The sequence below is a fragment of the Rhodobacterales bacterium HKCCA1288 genome (genome assembly GCA_015693905.1).
Lineage (GTDB): Bacteria > Pseudomonadota > Alphaproteobacteria > Rhodobacterales > Rhodobacteraceae > M30B80.
The window spans coordinates 636,643-652,024 of sequence record CP065161.1; the positions used below are offsets into that span (position 1 = coordinate 636,643).

Here is a 15,382-nt window from a genome sequence, read left to right on the forward strand (position 1 = left end):
GGCCACATGCCTGTTCTCTGCCTCAATTGCTGCGATTCTAGGGCGCTCTTGCGGCGCTTTCATGACCATTTGAAATCCATGCCCCCGATTCCGTATGGCCGATACCTGTATATATTCTTCATGCAAAATATTAACACATTTTTTTCACCTCTTCGCCCCACCTAGGACGGTCTGGCTGCAAAACAAAGACGCCCGCCTGCAACGGGCGCAAAAGCGTGAAGATGCAGCAAAGGATAACCAAACCCATACTTTCGACAACTGGTGTCAATAGCAGTAAAACCCTAAACATAAAGGCACCCCTAATACCCCGCTGCTCTCAATGTGGCTTCCCCTAGGCGACATTGAGAGCAGCCCCCAAATCCCAAATGTTGCCACGGGATTCAGCCCCGCATTCCCCCAACGTGGCTGAAGAGAAACAGAATGTTTCTCACATGGGACAAGTTTGACGGGCCCCCTCACACGTAAAACATCGAAGGCTGACTTGGTTTTGCCATGGCGCAGATCACACGCTAGGCTGATTGCGCCCATTCCCGCTTTGTGAGGCCCCATGCAAACCACCGACCGCCCGACCCTCGTCTTTGACGTCAATGAAACATTGCTTGACCTGACCACGCTTGAACCTGTGTTTGCCCGCGCCTTTGGCGATGAGGCCATGATGCGGGTCTGGTTTTCTGAATTGATCCTTTATTCCCAAACCCTAACATTCGCGGGTCACTACCGCCCGTTTGGTGACCTGGGCATGGCGGTCTTTACAATGCTGGCCACAGTAAAAGGCATCGCTGTTCACAAGGATGATACAGCGGCGCTTGGCCATGCCCTCACCCATATGCCGCCCCATGGGGATGTTGAGGCAGGATTAACGCGCTTGCGTGCGGCGGGGTTTCGATTGGTCACACTGACCAACTCGCCCCTTGGCGCAGAATCGGCCCTGTTTCGCGCGGGGCTAGACCGCTTTTTTGACGGAAATTTCAGCGTGGCCGAGGTTGCAGCCTTCAAACCCGCCCCCGCGGTTTACGAACATCTTGCCACATCGCTGAACCTAGCCCCTGCTCAGTTGTGTATGATTGCCTGCCATATCTGGGATACGATCGGCGCACAGGCCTGCGGCTATCGCGGCGCGTTTTTGCATCGCACAGGCAATGCGCCCTTGCCGATTGCGGAAATACCGCAACCCGACATCATCGCGCGCGATATGACCGATCTAACAGATCAAATCATTGCGCGTTGGGGATAAGGGAAAAACAGAGCTTGGTACCCGAGGCCGGACTCGAACCGGCAAGCCGTTAGGCGGTGGATTTTGAATCCACTGCGTCTACCAATTCCGCCACTCGGGCTCTGTGCAAAGCGTCCTATACCGCGCACGGGGGCGCGTCAACGGGTCAACACGCAGCCAAGCGCGAAAGTTTGATCTTCGCTTACCGCGCGCCCTGTAAAGCGATAGACCAAAGACCCGACCCGCTCATGCAATGCGCGCCGCATAACCGCCACCTTATCGCGATATTCCCCAGAAAACCACTGATCCGCCATCGGACTATGATCCACGGGATAAGGGATCAAACTGCGCCACCCCGCCGCACAAAAGCTTGAGATCGCGCGCGGCATATGCATCGCCGATGTCACGATGATCCAATTCTGATTGGCCAAATCGGGGGTGATCTCACGGGCAATCGCGGCGGCATTCACCGCTGACTCGGCTGAATTGCGACTTTGCGATTCGAGGGTGAGGCGCTCAGCTGCAATCCCCGCCTCACGAATGGCCCTTGCGCTGACTTCAGCCTCACTCAAAGAATGGCCTTGAAGATCAAGCCGCCCCTGCCCACCTGCCACAATCACGGGCACATTCGGCAGGGCATGGGCCAAGGCAATGGTCGCCAAAATACGATCCGCCGCCTCGCCCGTATTGACGAGGCCCGTGCGGGCGGTGCGATCCGTATTCTCGGCGCCCGTCATCAGCACAACACCGCGCGCCCCTGTCAGATCAGGATTGGCCATAAAACGCGCCTCAAGCGGCCCTGCAATCCAACGATCCACCGGCGCGGCCATCACAAACCCCACAAAGCCAAGCGATAAGAGCCAGAACCAAAGCGCAGCACGCCGCCACCGCACAAGCAGCGCCAGCACCCCAAGCGCCCCCAAGATATGTGGCCATAACTCAACATAGAGCGCGAACCGCATCAGTTTAGACGCGTGGTAAAAAAGGTCTTCCCCCATCTCAGCCTTTCACGCTTCGAGTTCTGCATCCCAATACAGGAAATCCAACCAACTTTCATGCAGATAATTGGGTGGAAATTTTCGGCCCAGATTGCGCAGCTCCTCAGCCCCCGGTTGACGCGGGGCTTGGCGCAGGCTCATACCCGCCTGACGCAGGCTTTTTGCCCCTTTGCGCAGGTTACACCGACCACAGGCCGCCACAACATTTTCCCAAGATGTAACGCCACCCCGCGCGCGCGGCACAACGTGATCAAAGGTCAAATCCCCGCGCGAGCCGCAATATTGGCAAGAAAATTGATCCCGTAAAAAAAGATTAAAGCGCGTGAAGGCCACGCGCTTTTGAGGTTTCACATAATCTTTGAGAACAACCACAGAGGGGATTTTGATCTTGGTCGTTGGCGAATGAACGAAGGTGTCATACTCAGCCACGATATCCACCCGATCCAACCACACCGCCTTGACCGCTTCCTGCCACGGCCAAAGGGATAAAGGATAATAAGAAAGGGGGCGGTAATCCGCGTTCAGCACCAAAGCAGGATGTTGCTTTAGCGATGCGGGTTCGCGCGTAAATTCCGTCCTGAAATCGCCATCCATGAGTGACTCCGTCTCCGCTCTGTTTGCCTGCGCCTCAAGCACCAGAGCGGGAGCCCCGCTCCAGCATTGACCCCACTATATATGGGCATTGCAATCTGGCAAGCCCCTTCATCTATGTGGTCACAATCCCAAGGGTAACGAAACTGAACGTCACTTTTGTGACATTGGGGGCACTCACCCCGCCTGTCTAATCTTCCAGCCCGAATTTATCGCGCAAAAAGGCCAGACAAACCTGCAACCCATCAGGCGCAATCCCATGCCCTGTGCCCCGCATGATATGGGCATAAACCTCGCGCCAGCCTGCTTCTTGCAGCGCCTCTGCGGCTTCGGGCAAGGCTTGTGGGGGGACAACATCATCTTGATCGCCATGGATCAGCAATACGGGCGGGCGACACTCCGCCTCCTCTTTCAGGCGTTCTGGCTCCAACAAACGGCCCGAAAACCCAACCACTGCGCGCAGGCTATCTTCCAGGCGCGGCGCAACATGTAAGCTCAACATCGTGCCTTGCGAAAACCCAACCAAGGCTACATCGCGCGCCGTCAGATTGTTCTCTTCCATCACCTGTTCCAAAAACGCGTTGAAATCATCAAAGGCCCGCGCAAGCCCTGCGCGGGCATCCTCCTCGGATGAGCCATCAATCCACGGGATCGGGAACCATTGATACCCCATCGGATTAACCGAACAGGCCTCGGGCGCATTAGGGGCGATGAAAATTGTGTCAGGCAGATGTGGGGCCATCGGATCGGCCAATCCCAAAAGATCAGCCCCATCCGCGCCATAGCCATGCACGAAAATCACCGCGCGGGCGATATAGCCTGACTGCGGCTCGCTGCTTTTGTAATCCAATGCGCGCGTCATGCGACCCCCTCACGTTCTTTGACCATGTGGTAGTAGCCCCAGAGCGCCCGCGCGGCAATGGCCCGATGCGGCGTCCAAGGCGCCGCCATGGCGCGCAAGCGCCGCTCATCTGGCCGCTGCGGCAGATCAAACAAAACGCGCGCCGCCTCTTGCAGGGCCAAATCACCCGCGGCGAAGGCATCGGAATGGCCAAGGGCAAACATCGCGTAAATTTCTGCCGTCCAACGGCCAATCCCTTTGACAGCGGTCAAAGCGGCCACCACCTCATCGGTGCTTTGGCTGTGCAGCCGCGCATAATCAATCCGCGCCTCGGCCAAAGCGCGCATATACCCTGCCTTTTGACGGCTGAGGCCAAGCGCGCGCAAATCGGCCTCGGATGCAGCCAAAACCGCATCTGGCTGTAACATTCCCGCCTCTGCAAGGCGCGCGGTGATCGCATTCGCACTGGCCACTGAAACCTGCTGCGAGATAATGGCCTTGGCGAGGGCCACAAACCCCGCCTCTCTTGATCGCAAGGTAACGCGGGCAGGATCAACACGGGCAAAAGCAGGTTCAATCTGGCACAGGGCGGCCAACCCATCAGACAGCAAATTTTCGCCTTTGAGATGATAAGCCTGATCCATTGTTCAACCTGTCGCAGCAAAATCTTGCATTCCACCCTAGACCTGATGCGCAGAAAGGCCTAGCCCTGTGGCCATATGTGCCAAAGAATGAATATATCCCATGACCACCGCTCAAATTGATGATCGCGCCGCCAAACGCAATGTTTTCGTTTTGATCCTTGCGCAGGCCTTCCTTGGCGCGCAAATGCCGATGATCTTTGTGGTGGGCGGGCTTGCGGGCCTGATGATCGCACCAAGCCCCGCATTGGCCACAATCCCGATTTCTTTGATCGTCTTTGGCTCGATGACCACTGCACCGTGGTTGTCGGCGCTCATGCAGAAATATGGACGGCGGGTTGGGTTCTTTGTTGGCGCGCTTGGCGGGGCCTTAGGGGCGGGCATTGCCAGTTTGGGCCTCTATCTCGACAATTTCGCGGTCTTCCTAATCGGCTCCTATCTGACGGGCATTTATATGTCGGCGCATGGGTTTTACCGCTTTGCCGCTGCCGATAGCGCCTCGGACGATTTTCGCCCGCGCGCCATTTCCTACGTTATGGCGGGCGGCCTTCTGTCGGCATTGATAGGGCCGCAATTGGTCAAATTCACCTCCGATGCCACTGTTGTGCCCTTTCTGGGCACTTACCTTTCTGTGGTTTTGATCAATCTCATCGGTGTCACTTTGTTCTTCTTCCTCGATGTGCCACCCCCCAAAGCCCCAAGCGCGGATGCGCCGCAGGCCCGCAGTCGCCGCGAATTGCTGCGCGACCCGAAAATCGCCGTTGCGATTATCTGCGGCATGGTTTCCTACGCTTTGATGAATTTGATGATGACATCGACCCCCTTGGCCGTGGTCGGATGTGGATTTCCAACCGGAACCGCCGCAGATATCGTCTCGGCCCATGTGATCGCGATGTATGCCCCCTCGTTTTTCACGGGCCATGTCATCGCGCGATTTGGCGCGGTGCGGGTTTTGGCGCTTGGCCTATTCTTACTCGCGCTTGCGGGCGTGGTAGCCTTGATGGGCGTTGAATTGACGAATTTCTTCATCGCGCTTGTTCTCTTGGGCATTGGTTGGAATTTTGGGTTTATCGGCGCAACCGCCATGCTGACCCAAGCCCATCCTGCGCATGAGCGGGGGCGCGTGCAGGGCTTGAATGATTTTCTGGTCTTTGGCTGCGTCACCCTTGCATCGCTGTCATCAGGGGTTTTGATGTCTTTGGGGGAAACCACCCTTGCAGGGTGGAATGCGGTAAATATCGCAATGATCCCGTTTTTGGCCCTCGCAGGCGCTGCCCTAATCTGGCTTGTGCTGCGCCCCGCTGATGAGGCCGCCGCCTGATCCTACCAGCGCCCTGTCAGGGAAACATAGGCAAGGCGCAGACGCTTACCTGCCTCTGATGGCTCTAGCCCGCCTTGCGCGACAAGGGCAGGATGGGCAGCCGCCTTTTTCAAAATAGGCTCTGCCAGCCATGCCGCGTATAGCGCGGGCGTCACATGGGCGGGGATCATTCCCCGCTCTATGCGCGCGGCGCGCAATTTACCAAGCCCCATTCGCGCCAAATGGGCCACAGTGGACGGGCGACCATCATGTAAAGGGGCATGCCCCTTTTCCTCAAGCGCGGGGATCGCGCGCAGATAATTGGCCAACCCCATGGCCCAACCAATCGCACGAATGGCAGGCTCGAACATGTCCTGCGCCCCCAAACTGCGCGCAGCCATCCACAAAAGCCCTGCCCCCGTGGCCTCGATATAGGCGCTGAACGCGGCCTCATCCGCGAAGCCATCCTTGGTGGTGTCGCGCATCCGTGCCGCCACAAGATCGGACAAAAGCCCTGCATCGCGCGCGGGCAAACTGGCCGCCAAAGGGGCCGCCCATTCATGCGCAGGCAAGGCCCGCCCCGCCTGCAATGCATCGGCCAGATCCGCCCAAAATTGCAAGCGCATCTGTGCCACCAATGGCTCAGGCGAGGCATAGGGCGCGCGCGCAATTTCCAAATTTACCGCATAAATTGCAAAAAGACGGGCGCGCAGATCGGGCGGTGCGGCCATCACGGCCAAGAACCGCTCGGGATCGCCACGCTCGATCACGCTTGCAAGCCGCGCCAAATCTTGGCTCATGATGCAGGCGCCCCGTCTTGGATCAGTTTCCAATGTACCGCATCCAAAAGCGCCTCGAAACTCGCATCCACGATATTCGCAGAAACACCCACAGTCGACCAACGCCGCCCTGTATCATCTTCGCTGTCAATGATGACACGCGTAACCGCCTCGGTGCCCCCTTGGGTGATCCGCACTTTGAAATCAACCAGACGGATCGTGTCGATATAGCTTTGATACGGCCCCAAATCCTTGGCCAAGGCTTTGGAGAGCGCATTTACGGGGCCGCGATCTGATCCTGTCTCATCCATGCTTTCAGAGACAGACAACATTTTCTGATCGCCAATTTTCACAACCACGACCGCCTCGGAAAGGCTGACCATCTTGTCATATTTGTTTTTGCGCCGCTCAACAGTCACGCGATAGCGTTTGACCTCAAAAAAGCGGGGCATCTGGCCAAGGGCGCGCCGCGCAAGCAATTCGAAACTTGCTTGGGCGGTGTCATAGGAATACCCTGCCGCCTCGCGCGCTTTGATCTCCTCTAGGATTTGGCCAAGCGCGGGGTCACCATCATCCACCATAATCCCCGCCTCGCTCAGGCGGCGGCGCAGATTGGATTGTCCCGCTTGGTTTGACATCGGGATCACCCGCGCATTTCCGACCAACTCGGGCTGGATGTGTTCATAAGTGGTGGGGTTTTTCAGGATTGCCGAAGCATGCAAACCCGCCTTATGCGCAAAGGCGGAGCTGCCCACATAGGGGGCTTGGCGCTGTGGCACGCGGTTGAGAATTTCATCCAACAAGCGCGAGGCACGGGTCAGGTTTTTCAACCCCGCTTCGCTGACGCCAATTTCATATTGGCTGCAATAGGGGTCTTTCAAAAGCAGGGTCGCAATCAGTGTGGTCAGATTGGCATTGCCGCAGCGCTCGCCCAAACCATTGAGCGTGCCTTGAATATGGCGCGCGCCCGCATCTATCGCGGCCAAACTGCCCGCAACGGCGGTTTCGGTGTCATTGTGGGTGTGAATGCCCAAACGATCCCCCGCCACGCCAGAGGCGATTACCGCCCGCGTGATATGGCCAATCTCATCAGGCAAAGTGCCGCCATTCGTATCGCACAGAACGATCCACCGCGCCCCCGCATCGTGCGCCGCGTGAATGGCGGCCAATGCATAATCTGGGTTGGCCTTATAGCCATCAAAGAAATGTTCTGCGTCAAACAGCGCCTCGCGCCCTGCTTCCACGAGATGGGCGATGGAGGCGCGGATATTTTCAAGGTTCTCTTCAAGGCTGATCCCAAGCGCCTCGGTCACATGGAAATCATGGGTTTTGCCCACCAGACAAACCGCAGCCGTGCCCGCATTCATCACGCCCGCCAGAACATCATCATTCGCGGCAGAGCGGCCTGCGCGTTTGGTCATACCGAAGGCCGCCATGGTCGCACGGGTCTCAGGCACCGCTTCGAAAAAGGCACTGTCCGTAGGGTTGGCGCCGGGCCAGCCCCCTTCGATATAATCCACGCCCAGATCATCGAGCATCGCGGCGATGCGCAGCTTGTCTTGGGTGGAGAATTGCACCCCTTGGGTCTGCTGCCCGTCCCGCAGGGTGGTGTCATAGAGATAGAGGCGATCGCGGGTCATGTTGCCCCCCATGTTTTGCCTGCGCAAAGCGCAGGCAGCGCCCGCACCGCCCCCCAAGGGGCGGGCGTAGTTCTGTTCCAAAGGCCACTCACAAGAGGCCCTCCAATTTCAACGGGTCAAATTTCGCGGTCGGGATCAACTCGACCCCCTCCTTACTCATCCGCACCTCGACCCCCGCATCGCTCAGGGCAGATTTCAGCGCGTCAACAGGTGCGAAATCTTTGGTCTCCATTGCAGTCTGCCGCACGGCAAACAACTGCGCCTCCAATGCCGAAAGATCAACATCGGGGGAGGCTGCCCAATCAGGCACTCCGACAGAGGCTAGACCCAAAATCGAGAGGCCCGCACGCAAGGATGCAGCATCCCCAGACTGCGAAATCTGATGCAAGGCCGTAATCGCAAGGGGTGTGTTCAAATCATCAAACAGCGCCGCAAGCATCGCGTCAGGCACAGGGGCCTGCGGCGCATCAGCGGCCTGAGCATACCATTTGCGCAGCGTCTTCTCCGCCTCCGCCGCCTTCTTCGCGGTCCAATCCATGGGCTTCGAATAATGCGTGGACAGCATCACGAAGCGGATCACTTCGCCCGGCACACCCTGATCCAGCAAATCGCGCACGGTGAAGAAATTGCCCAAGGATTTGGACATTTTCTTACCCTCGACCTGCAGCATTTCATTATGCATCCAAATATTGGCAAAGCCCGCGCCTTGATGGGCGCAGCAGCTTTGCGCGATCTCGTTCTCATGATGCGGGAACATCAGATCATTGCCGCCGCCATGGATGTCGAAATGCGGCCCCAGCAATTCGTGGCTCATGGCCGAACATTCAATATGCCACCCCGGACGGCCATACCCCCATGGGCTGTCCCATCCGGGCGTGTCCGCATCAGATGGTTTCCACAGCACGAAATCCATCGCATCGCGTTTATAGGGGGCCACCTCGACCCGCGCGCCTGCGATCATATCCTCGACTGTGCGCCCTGAAAGGCGGCCATAATCAGGATAGGAGGCAACAGAAAAGAGCACATGCCCTTCAGCCGCATAGGCGTGACCCTTGGCGATCAGATCTTCGATCATCGCGATCATCTGCGGGATATATTCGGTCGCGCGCGGCTCATGGGTGGGGCGGCTTACGCCGATAGCATCCATATCGGCGTGATACCAACCGATGGTTTCCTCAGTGATCTCGCCAATCGCGCGCCCTGTTTCACGGGCCTTCGCGTTGATCTTGTCATCCACATCGGTGAAATTGCGCACATAGGTGACATGATCTTTGCCGTAGACATGGCACAGCAGCCGATACAGCACATCAAACACAATCGCAGGGCGGGCATTGCCGAGATGGGCGCGGTCATAGACAGTTGGCCCGCAAACATAGAGGCGCAGATTCGTTGGATCAATCGGGGCGAAAACCTCGATTTTGCGCGTCATAGAATTGCGAAGCTTGATCTCACCCATCGCTTAGATTGCCCCTCTCCCTGAGCCTGACGCGGCACTGCGGCCACAGCAGAATTAGCGCCATTGCCCTATCAGGTTGTTTTGGAATTGAAAATAACCCTTCGCGCGCCCGTTCCCGTCAGCGCGACCCAACCCTCGAGCAAGTGCCGCATAAATTCCTTGCATTCGATAAGAAATTGCACATTTTTAGGGCCATGTTTGAAGAGTTTGTCGAGCGCCATTGCAAATCCCTGCCTGGTGCGCGCCTGGCTGAACCATTTGGCCCAGACATGTATGTCTGGACAGTGGCCGAGAAGATGTTTGCTGCTTACACCAAAGGCAGCACGGGCGTGTCTATTCGCGCCAGATCGGCCCAAGAGGCGCAAAAAATGATCCAACAAGGCAAGGCCGTCTCTGCCCCCTATCTCAAAAGCGGGGGCTGGGTGATGGTTGAGTGGCGCAACACAAGCCCGCATGAGCTGCGCCGCTATATCACGCAAAGCTATGCCCAAGTGCGGGCAGAATTAAACCCAAACCAACAGGCCAGCCTGCCGCCCTTTGATGCGGCGCAATTCAAGGGTTAACGGGGCAATGCCGCCGCTTCGCGCGCAAGGCTGGTGATTGCCTCCCAATCCCCTGCGGCCATGGCCGCCTTTGGCGCGACCCATGATCCGCCTGCGCACAGCACATTGGACAGGCTCAGATAGCTTTGCGCATTGGCAAGGCTGATCCCACCCGTGGGGCAAAAGGCCACTTGCGGGATTGGCCCGCCGATGGATTTCAACGCAGGCGCCCCGCCAACCGCCTCGGCGGGGAAGAATTTCAGCATATCATAGCCTCGCTCATAAAGCGCCATCACCTCAGACGCGGTGACAGCGCCTGGAAGAAGCGGCAGCGCCTCATCTTCTGCCGCGGCCAAGACACGATCTGTCGCGCCGGGGCTAACCGCAAAACGCGCCCCTGCGGCCTTTGCGGCCTTCATATCGGCAGGGGTCAAGATCGTGCCTGCACCTACAATCCCACCCTCAACCTCAGACATGGCGGCGATGGCATCCAAGGCACAGGCGCTGCGTAATGTGACCTCTAGCACAGGCAGACCACCCGCAACCAAGGCACGGGCCAAAGGCACCGCATGGGCGAGATCCTCGATCACCAAAACGGGAATTATGGGGGCGTGGGCCGCAAGGCCCCGCGCGAATTTTGATTGATCTTGCGGTGTCATGGGACCCCTTCCCTTTGTTACACGACAACACCAGCACCGCTTGAGGCGGGGCCAGCATGGGCGCGGAAGATTTCAAACAATTCACGGCCAATCCCGTGGCCATTGGCGCCAAGATCAGGTGTGACGGCGGCGCGATCTGCCAAATCAGGCACCAGAGCCTCAAGCACGCCTTTGACAGCATCCACGCGGATCATATCGCCCTCCTGTAACCGCGCAAGGAAACCACCATCCAACGCCTCGGGGCTGACATGGATTGCGGCAGGCACTTTGCCCGATGCGCCCGACATACGGCCATCCGTCACCAAGGCCACCTTGTGGCCGCGATCCTGCAACACCGCCAAAATCGGTGTCAGGTTATGTAATTCTGGCATCCCGTTGGCCTTTGGCCCTTGGAACCGCACCACGACCACAACGTCGCGGTTCAAATCGCCTGCCTGAAACGCCGCTTTGACCGAGGCTTGATCATGGAAAATTGCGGCGGGGGCCTCGATCACCTGACGCTCAGGGGCGACAGCGGACACCTTCATCACACCTTCGCCCAAATTGCCCTTAAGCGCCACAAGCCCGCCTGTGCTTTGGAAGGCATCCTTCGCAGGGCGCAGAATTTTTTCGTTCAGCGTGGTCTTGGGCCCTGCCTGATACACCACCCCGCCATCGCTTAGTTTTGGCTCTTGCGTGTAATGGGCCAAACCCTGCCCCATCACTGTCTGGGTGTCGGGGTGCAATAAGCCCGCATCGAGCAATTCGCCAATCATAAAGCCCAAACCGCCCGCAGCGTGGAAATGGTTCACATCGGCCAACCCATTGGGATAGACCCGCGCCATCAGCGGCGTTGCAGCAGAGATATCCGCGAAATCCTGCGGCTCTAGGATAACACCCGCCGCGCGGGCCATGGCGACCAAATGGATGACCAAATTGGTCGACCCGCCTGTGGCCATCAACCCAACAAGACCGTTCACAAAGGCCTTTTCATCCAGAATATCGCAAACAGGGCGATACTGATCCCCAAGCGCGGTGATCTTGGCCACCTGCGCAACCCCAGCATCGGTCAGCGCATCGCGCAAGGGCGTATGCGGGTTCACGAAACTGGCGCCTGGCAAATGCAGACCCATAAATTCCATCAGCATTTGGTTGGAATTGGCCGTGCCATAAAAGGTGCAGGTGCCTGGCCCATGATAAGAGGCCATCTCGGCCTTCATCAATTCCTCGCGGCCGACCTCGCCTGCGGCGAATTTCTGGCGCACCTTCGCCTTTTCATCATTGGGTAGACCACTGGTCATCGGCCCTGCAGGCAAAAAGATGGATGGCAAATAGCCAAATGTCGCCGCTGAAATTACCAAACCCGGAACGATTTTATCGCAAACGCCCAAATAAATTGCCGCGTCAAAGGTATTATGGCTTAACGCGACACCCGCGGCCAAGGCGATTACATCGCGGGAGAACAAGCTTAGCTCCATCCCCACCTGCCCTTGGGTGACCCCATCGCACATGGCAGGCACACCGCCCGCAACCTGCGCCGTGGCCCCGTTGGCCCGCGCTGCGGCCTTAATCCGTTCGGGGAAAGCCTCAAAGGGCTTATGCGCGGAAAGCATATCGTTATAGGCGGTCACAATCCCAAGATTTGGCGCGCGTGCCGCCACCAAAGGATCCTTGTCCCCCTCCATCGCCGCATAAGCATGGGCCTGATTGCCACAGGTCAAATGCGCACGGCGCGGGCCATCGGCGGCCGCTGCACGCATCCGATCCAGATAGGTCTTACGCGGCCCTTGCGAGCGCGCAATGATCCGCGCGGTGACAGCTTCGATACGGGTATCCAAGGACATAGACAAAAACCTCCATCTTCTGAGGCTTGCTATAATATGTTAGCGCTAACTATGCCAGAGGGAAATCGCACTCAATGCGGGGCTACATTCGGCAAAAACACCTTTTCACCGCGATAAAGCAGCGAAATTCCCTTGTGGAAAAGGTGAATTTTCTCAGGTGCTGCACCCAGTCGCAGAACTTCCCCGCGCTTTGAGGGGTGAATCCCCGAAAGTTTTGCAATCACAGGATCATCGCCCGTGCTGCTTTTGCTGTCGAAATAGAGAAGCGTCACTTCGCCAAGCGCCTCGGTGATGCCGACACGCCCCTCAAAAGCGAAATCATCCCCTTCTGCGGCGACAAAATCTTCGGGACGGATGCCGATCTCAACCTTCATCCCTTCATCGCCCTTTTGGGTCGGGATGGCGGCTGTGATGATCCCGCCGCCTTGATCCGTGCGGATCTTGGTGGTTTTGCCTGTGCCAACCACCTCACCCGAGAGCAGGTTCATCGCGGGGCTGCCGATAAACCGCGCCACGAATGTGGAATTGGGCCGCTCGTAGAGATCAAGCGGCGCACCGACCTGCGCAATACCGCCACCTGCTAAGACCACGATACGGCTTGCCAAAGTCATGGCTTCAACCTGATCATGGGTCACATAGATCATGGTGGTTTCTGGCATCGCCTCTTTAAGCTGCGCGATCTCAAGGCGGGTCGCCACACGCAAAGCCGCATCTAGGTTCGACAGAGGCTCGTCAAAGAGGAACACTTTGGGGTCGCGCACAATGGCACGGCCAATTGCCACGCGCTGCCGCTGACCGCCTGACAATTCCTTGGGCAGGCGATCAAGCAAGCTGCCAAGCTGCAATTTCTCGGCAGCGGCGCGCACCGCCTTGTCAATGGCCTCTTTCCCCTGCCCTGCAATCCGCAGGGAAAAGGCCATATTATCATAGACGCTCATATGCGGATAAAGCGCGTAGGATTGGAACACCATCGCAATCCCACGTTGCGAGGGCGGCATATCATTGACGCGCATCCCGTCAATTTCCAACGTGCCGCCCGTGATCCGCTCTAGCCCCGCGATCATCCGCAACAGCGTGGATTTCCCGCAGCCAGAGGGGCCAACGAAAACAACCAATTCGCCCGTCTTGATCTCAAGATCAATGTCAGACAGCACCTTGACCTTCCCATAAGCCTTTTCCACGGCACTCAGTTTCAAATCGGTCATCTTCAGCCCCCCTTTTGAACAGCCTTGCCGCGCCTTAGCGGTTCTGCGCGCCAAACCATGCTTGATAGGCGGGCAAGGTTAACATGCCCCCCGCAACCGTTGCATGGAATGGTGCGGTAATATCGTCATACGCGCCCTCAGGCAGTGGCAGCTCGCGCGTCTCGCCACTTAGGTTGAACGCACAAAGGACCGCGCGCCCCTGATATCTGCGCCAGAACGCGACCACATCTTGCGTATGGGTGACAAATTCAAACTCCCCTTTGACCAATTCAGGCAAAGATTTCCGCAAAGCGATCATGTTGCGATAGAAGGCCAAAGTGCTGTCTTCAAGGCGGGTCTGCGCCTCGACCGAGCGCTGCAAATGCTCCACCGCGACAGGCAGCCATGGCTTGCTTTGGCTAAACCCGCCATTGTGATTGTCGCTGACCCATGGGATCGGCGTGCGACAGCCATCACGGCCCTTGAATTTTGGCCAAAAGCGGATGCCATAGGGATCCTGCAATTCTTCAAAGGCGACATAGGCCTCGGTCAGCCCCAATTCCTCGCCCTGATACAGGCAAACCGAACCGCGCAGCGACAACAAAAGCGCCGCAAAGACGCGCTGCCCTGCCTCATCCAAATTCCAACGGGTTGGATGGCGCACCACATCATGGTTGGAAAAGGCCCAACAGGCCCAACCATCGCCAATGCTGGCCTCTTGCTTTTCAATGACCGCGCCCACGGTTTCCGCGCTTGGCGTCTCCCCTGAGAGGAAGTCAAAGCTATAGCACATATGCACCTTATCACCGCCTGAGGTGTATTGTGACTGTATCTCAAGGCCATATTGCGCATCACCCACCTCGCCTACAGCGGTGGCAGCAGGATATTCGTCCATCACCGCGCGCATACGGCGCAAGAAATCCAAATTCTCGGGTTGGTTTTTGTCATAAAGGTGATCTTGCCAATTATAAGGGTTCACCTCAGGCGCGATGGTGAAATTCCGCCGCTCGGGCGCAAGCGCGGGGTTATCGCGCAGCAGCTTGTCATGGAAATAGAAATTGATCGTATCAAGGCGGAACCCATCAACCCCCCGATCCAACCAGAAGCGGCACACATCCAAAAGCGCATCCTGCACATCTGGATTATGCAGGTTCAAATCTGGCTGCTCGACAAGGAAATTGTGCAGGTAATATTGCATCCGCTCGGGCGACCATTCCCACGCGCTGCCGCCGAAAATAGACAACCAGTTATTGGGTGGGCTGCCATCTGGCTTGGCATCGGCCCACACATACCAATCCGCTTTTGGATTGTCGCGGGTTTCGCGGCTTTCGATAAACCAAGGATGCTGATCCGAGCTGTGCGACAGCACCAAATCAATCAGAACCTTCAGGCCCAGATTATGCGCCTTTTCAATCAACGCATCGAAATCACCCAATGTCCCGAACATCGGATCGACATCGCGGTAATCCGAGACATCATAGCCGAAATCAAGCATGGGGGATTTAAAGAATGGCGAGATCCAAATCGCGTCCACCCCAAGGCTTGCGATATGATCAAGGCGGTGAATGATCCCCGCCAGATCGCCAATCCCATCATCATTGCTGTCTTGATAGCTGCGCGGGTAGATCTGATAGATCACCGCACCACGCCACCAATCCTTATCAATGCCAAGGATATCGTTGGGGTTAATTTCAGGCATGATTGTCATTTATATC

The 15,382-nt window shown here is 57.3% G+C and carries 14 protein-coding genes and 1 tRNA gene; 3 read left to right on the forward strand and 12 right to left on the reverse strand.

Annotated features, from left to right (window positions below; all coding sequences use genetic code 11):
* Positions 1 to 547 precede the first annotated feature (547 nt).
* Positions 548 to 1,234, forward strand: coding sequence for a haloacid dehalogenase type II (locus I3V23_03160; protein QPI85998.1), 687 nt, complete (start codon positions 548 to 550; stop codon positions 1,232 to 1,234).
* A 15-nt stretch (positions 1,235 to 1,249) separates the two neighbouring features.
* On the opposite strand, the gene I3V23_03165 is transcribed toward I3V23_03160, so the two are convergent.
* The 5 genes from I3V23_03165 to I3V23_03185 all read right to left on the reverse strand — a co-directional run bounded on the left by I3V23_03165 (position 1,250) and on the right by I3V23_03185 (position 4,287).
* Positions 1,250 to 1,334 (reverse strand) — tRNA-Leu (locus I3V23_03165).
* A gap of 37 nt (positions 1,335 to 1,371) precedes the next feature.
* The gene (locus tag I3V23_03170; GenBank protein ID QPI85999.1) at positions 1,372 to 2,211 is read right to left on the reverse strand and encodes a YdcF family protein; all 840 of its coding nucleotides are present in this window, start codon (positions 2,209 to 2,211) and stop codon (positions 1,372 to 1,374) included.
* Between the two features lie 9 nt (positions 2,212 to 2,220).
* Entirely contained in the window at positions 2,221 to 2,805 is a 585-nt protein-coding gene (locus I3V23_03175) for an HNH endonuclease (protein QPI86000.1), read from the reverse strand.
* 187 nt (positions 2,806 to 2,992) lie between these two features.
* On the reverse strand, positions 2,993 to 3,664 hold the full coding sequence (locus tag I3V23_03180) for an alpha/beta fold hydrolase (GenBank protein ID QPI86001.1): 672 nt from the start codon (positions 3,662 to 3,664) through the stop codon (positions 2,993 to 2,995).
* Positions 3,661 to 4,287: a DNA-3-methyladenine glycosylase 2 family protein gene (locus I3V23_03185; protein QPI86002.1), complete on the reverse strand. Its 627-nt coding sequence runs from the start codon at positions 4,285 to 4,287 to the stop codon at positions 3,661 to 3,663. The genes I3V23_03180 and I3V23_03185 overlap by 4 nt, the downstream gene beginning before the upstream one ends.
* Before the next feature lie 100 nt (positions 4,288 to 4,387).
* On the opposite strand from I3V23_03185, the gene I3V23_03190 reads away from it, so the two are divergent.
* Positions 4,388 to 5,605 carry an MFS transporter gene (locus tag I3V23_03190; protein ID QPI86003.1) on the forward strand — a complete coding sequence of 406 codons (1,218 nt, stop codon included), beginning with the start codon at positions 4,388 to 4,390 and terminating at the stop codon, positions 5,603 to 5,605.
* A gap of 2 nt (positions 5,606 to 5,607) precedes the next feature.
* On the opposite strand, the gene I3V23_03195 is transcribed toward I3V23_03190, so the two are convergent.
* From I3V23_03195 to I3V23_03205, 3 genes are all read right to left on the reverse strand, one after another.
* Positions 5,608 to 6,384: a squalene/phytoene synthase family protein gene (locus tag I3V23_03195; protein QPI86004.1), complete on the reverse strand. Its 777-nt coding sequence runs from the start codon at positions 6,382 to 6,384 to the stop codon at positions 5,608 to 5,610.
* Complete coding sequence (locus I3V23_03200; protein QPI86005.1) at positions 6,381 to 8,003, reverse strand: citramalate synthase; 1,623 nt, start codon at positions 8,001 to 8,003, stop codon at positions 6,381 to 6,383. Before I3V23_03200 ends, I3V23_03195 begins: the two co-directional genes overlap by 4 nt.
* 88 nt (positions 8,004 to 8,091) lie before the next feature.
* Complete coding sequence (locus tag I3V23_03205; GenBank protein QPI86006.1) at positions 8,092 to 9,459, reverse strand: cysteine--tRNA ligase; 1,368 nt, start codon at positions 9,457 to 9,459, stop codon at positions 8,092 to 8,094.
* A gap of 194 nt (positions 9,460 to 9,653) precedes the next feature.
* Between I3V23_03205 and I3V23_03210 the strand changes: the two genes are divergently transcribed.
* Complete coding sequence (locus tag I3V23_03210; GenBank protein ID QPI86007.1) at positions 9,654 to 10,022, forward strand: MmcQ/YjbR family DNA-binding protein; 369 nt, start codon at positions 9,654 to 9,656, stop codon at positions 10,020 to 10,022.
* On the opposite strand, the gene eda is transcribed toward I3V23_03210, so the two are convergent.
* The 4 genes from eda to I3V23_03230 all read right to left on the reverse strand — a co-directional run bounded on the left by eda (position 10,019) and on the right by I3V23_03230 (position 15,375).
* Positions 10,019 to 10,660: a bifunctional 4-hydroxy-2-oxoglutarate aldolase/2-dehydro-3-deoxy-phosphogluconate aldolase gene (eda, locus tag I3V23_03215; protein ID QPI86008.1), complete on the reverse strand. Its 642-nt coding sequence runs from the start codon at positions 10,658 to 10,660 to the stop codon at positions 10,019 to 10,021. The two genes, I3V23_03210 and eda, sit on opposite strands and share 4 nt — an antisense overlap.
* A 17-nt stretch (positions 10,661 to 10,677) precedes the next feature.
* On the reverse strand, positions 10,678 to 12,483 hold the full coding sequence (locus I3V23_03220) for a phosphogluconate dehydratase (GenBank protein ID QPI86009.1): 1,806 nt from the start codon (positions 12,481 to 12,483) through the stop codon (positions 10,678 to 10,680).
* A 71-nt stretch (positions 12,484 to 12,554) separates the two neighbouring features.
* Complete coding sequence (ugpC, locus tag I3V23_03225; GenBank protein ID QPI86010.1) at positions 12,555 to 13,688, reverse strand: sn-glycerol-3-phosphate ABC transporter ATP-binding protein UgpC; 1,134 nt, start codon at positions 13,686 to 13,688, stop codon at positions 12,555 to 12,557.
* A gap of 34 nt (positions 13,689 to 13,722) precedes the next feature.
* Positions 13,723 to 15,375, reverse strand: a complete 1,653-nt coding sequence (locus I3V23_03230) for a DUF3459 domain-containing protein (GenBank protein ID QPI86011.1) — start codon at positions 15,373 to 15,375, stop codon at positions 13,723 to 13,725.
* Between the last annotated feature and the right edge of the window lie 7 nt (positions 15,376 to 15,382).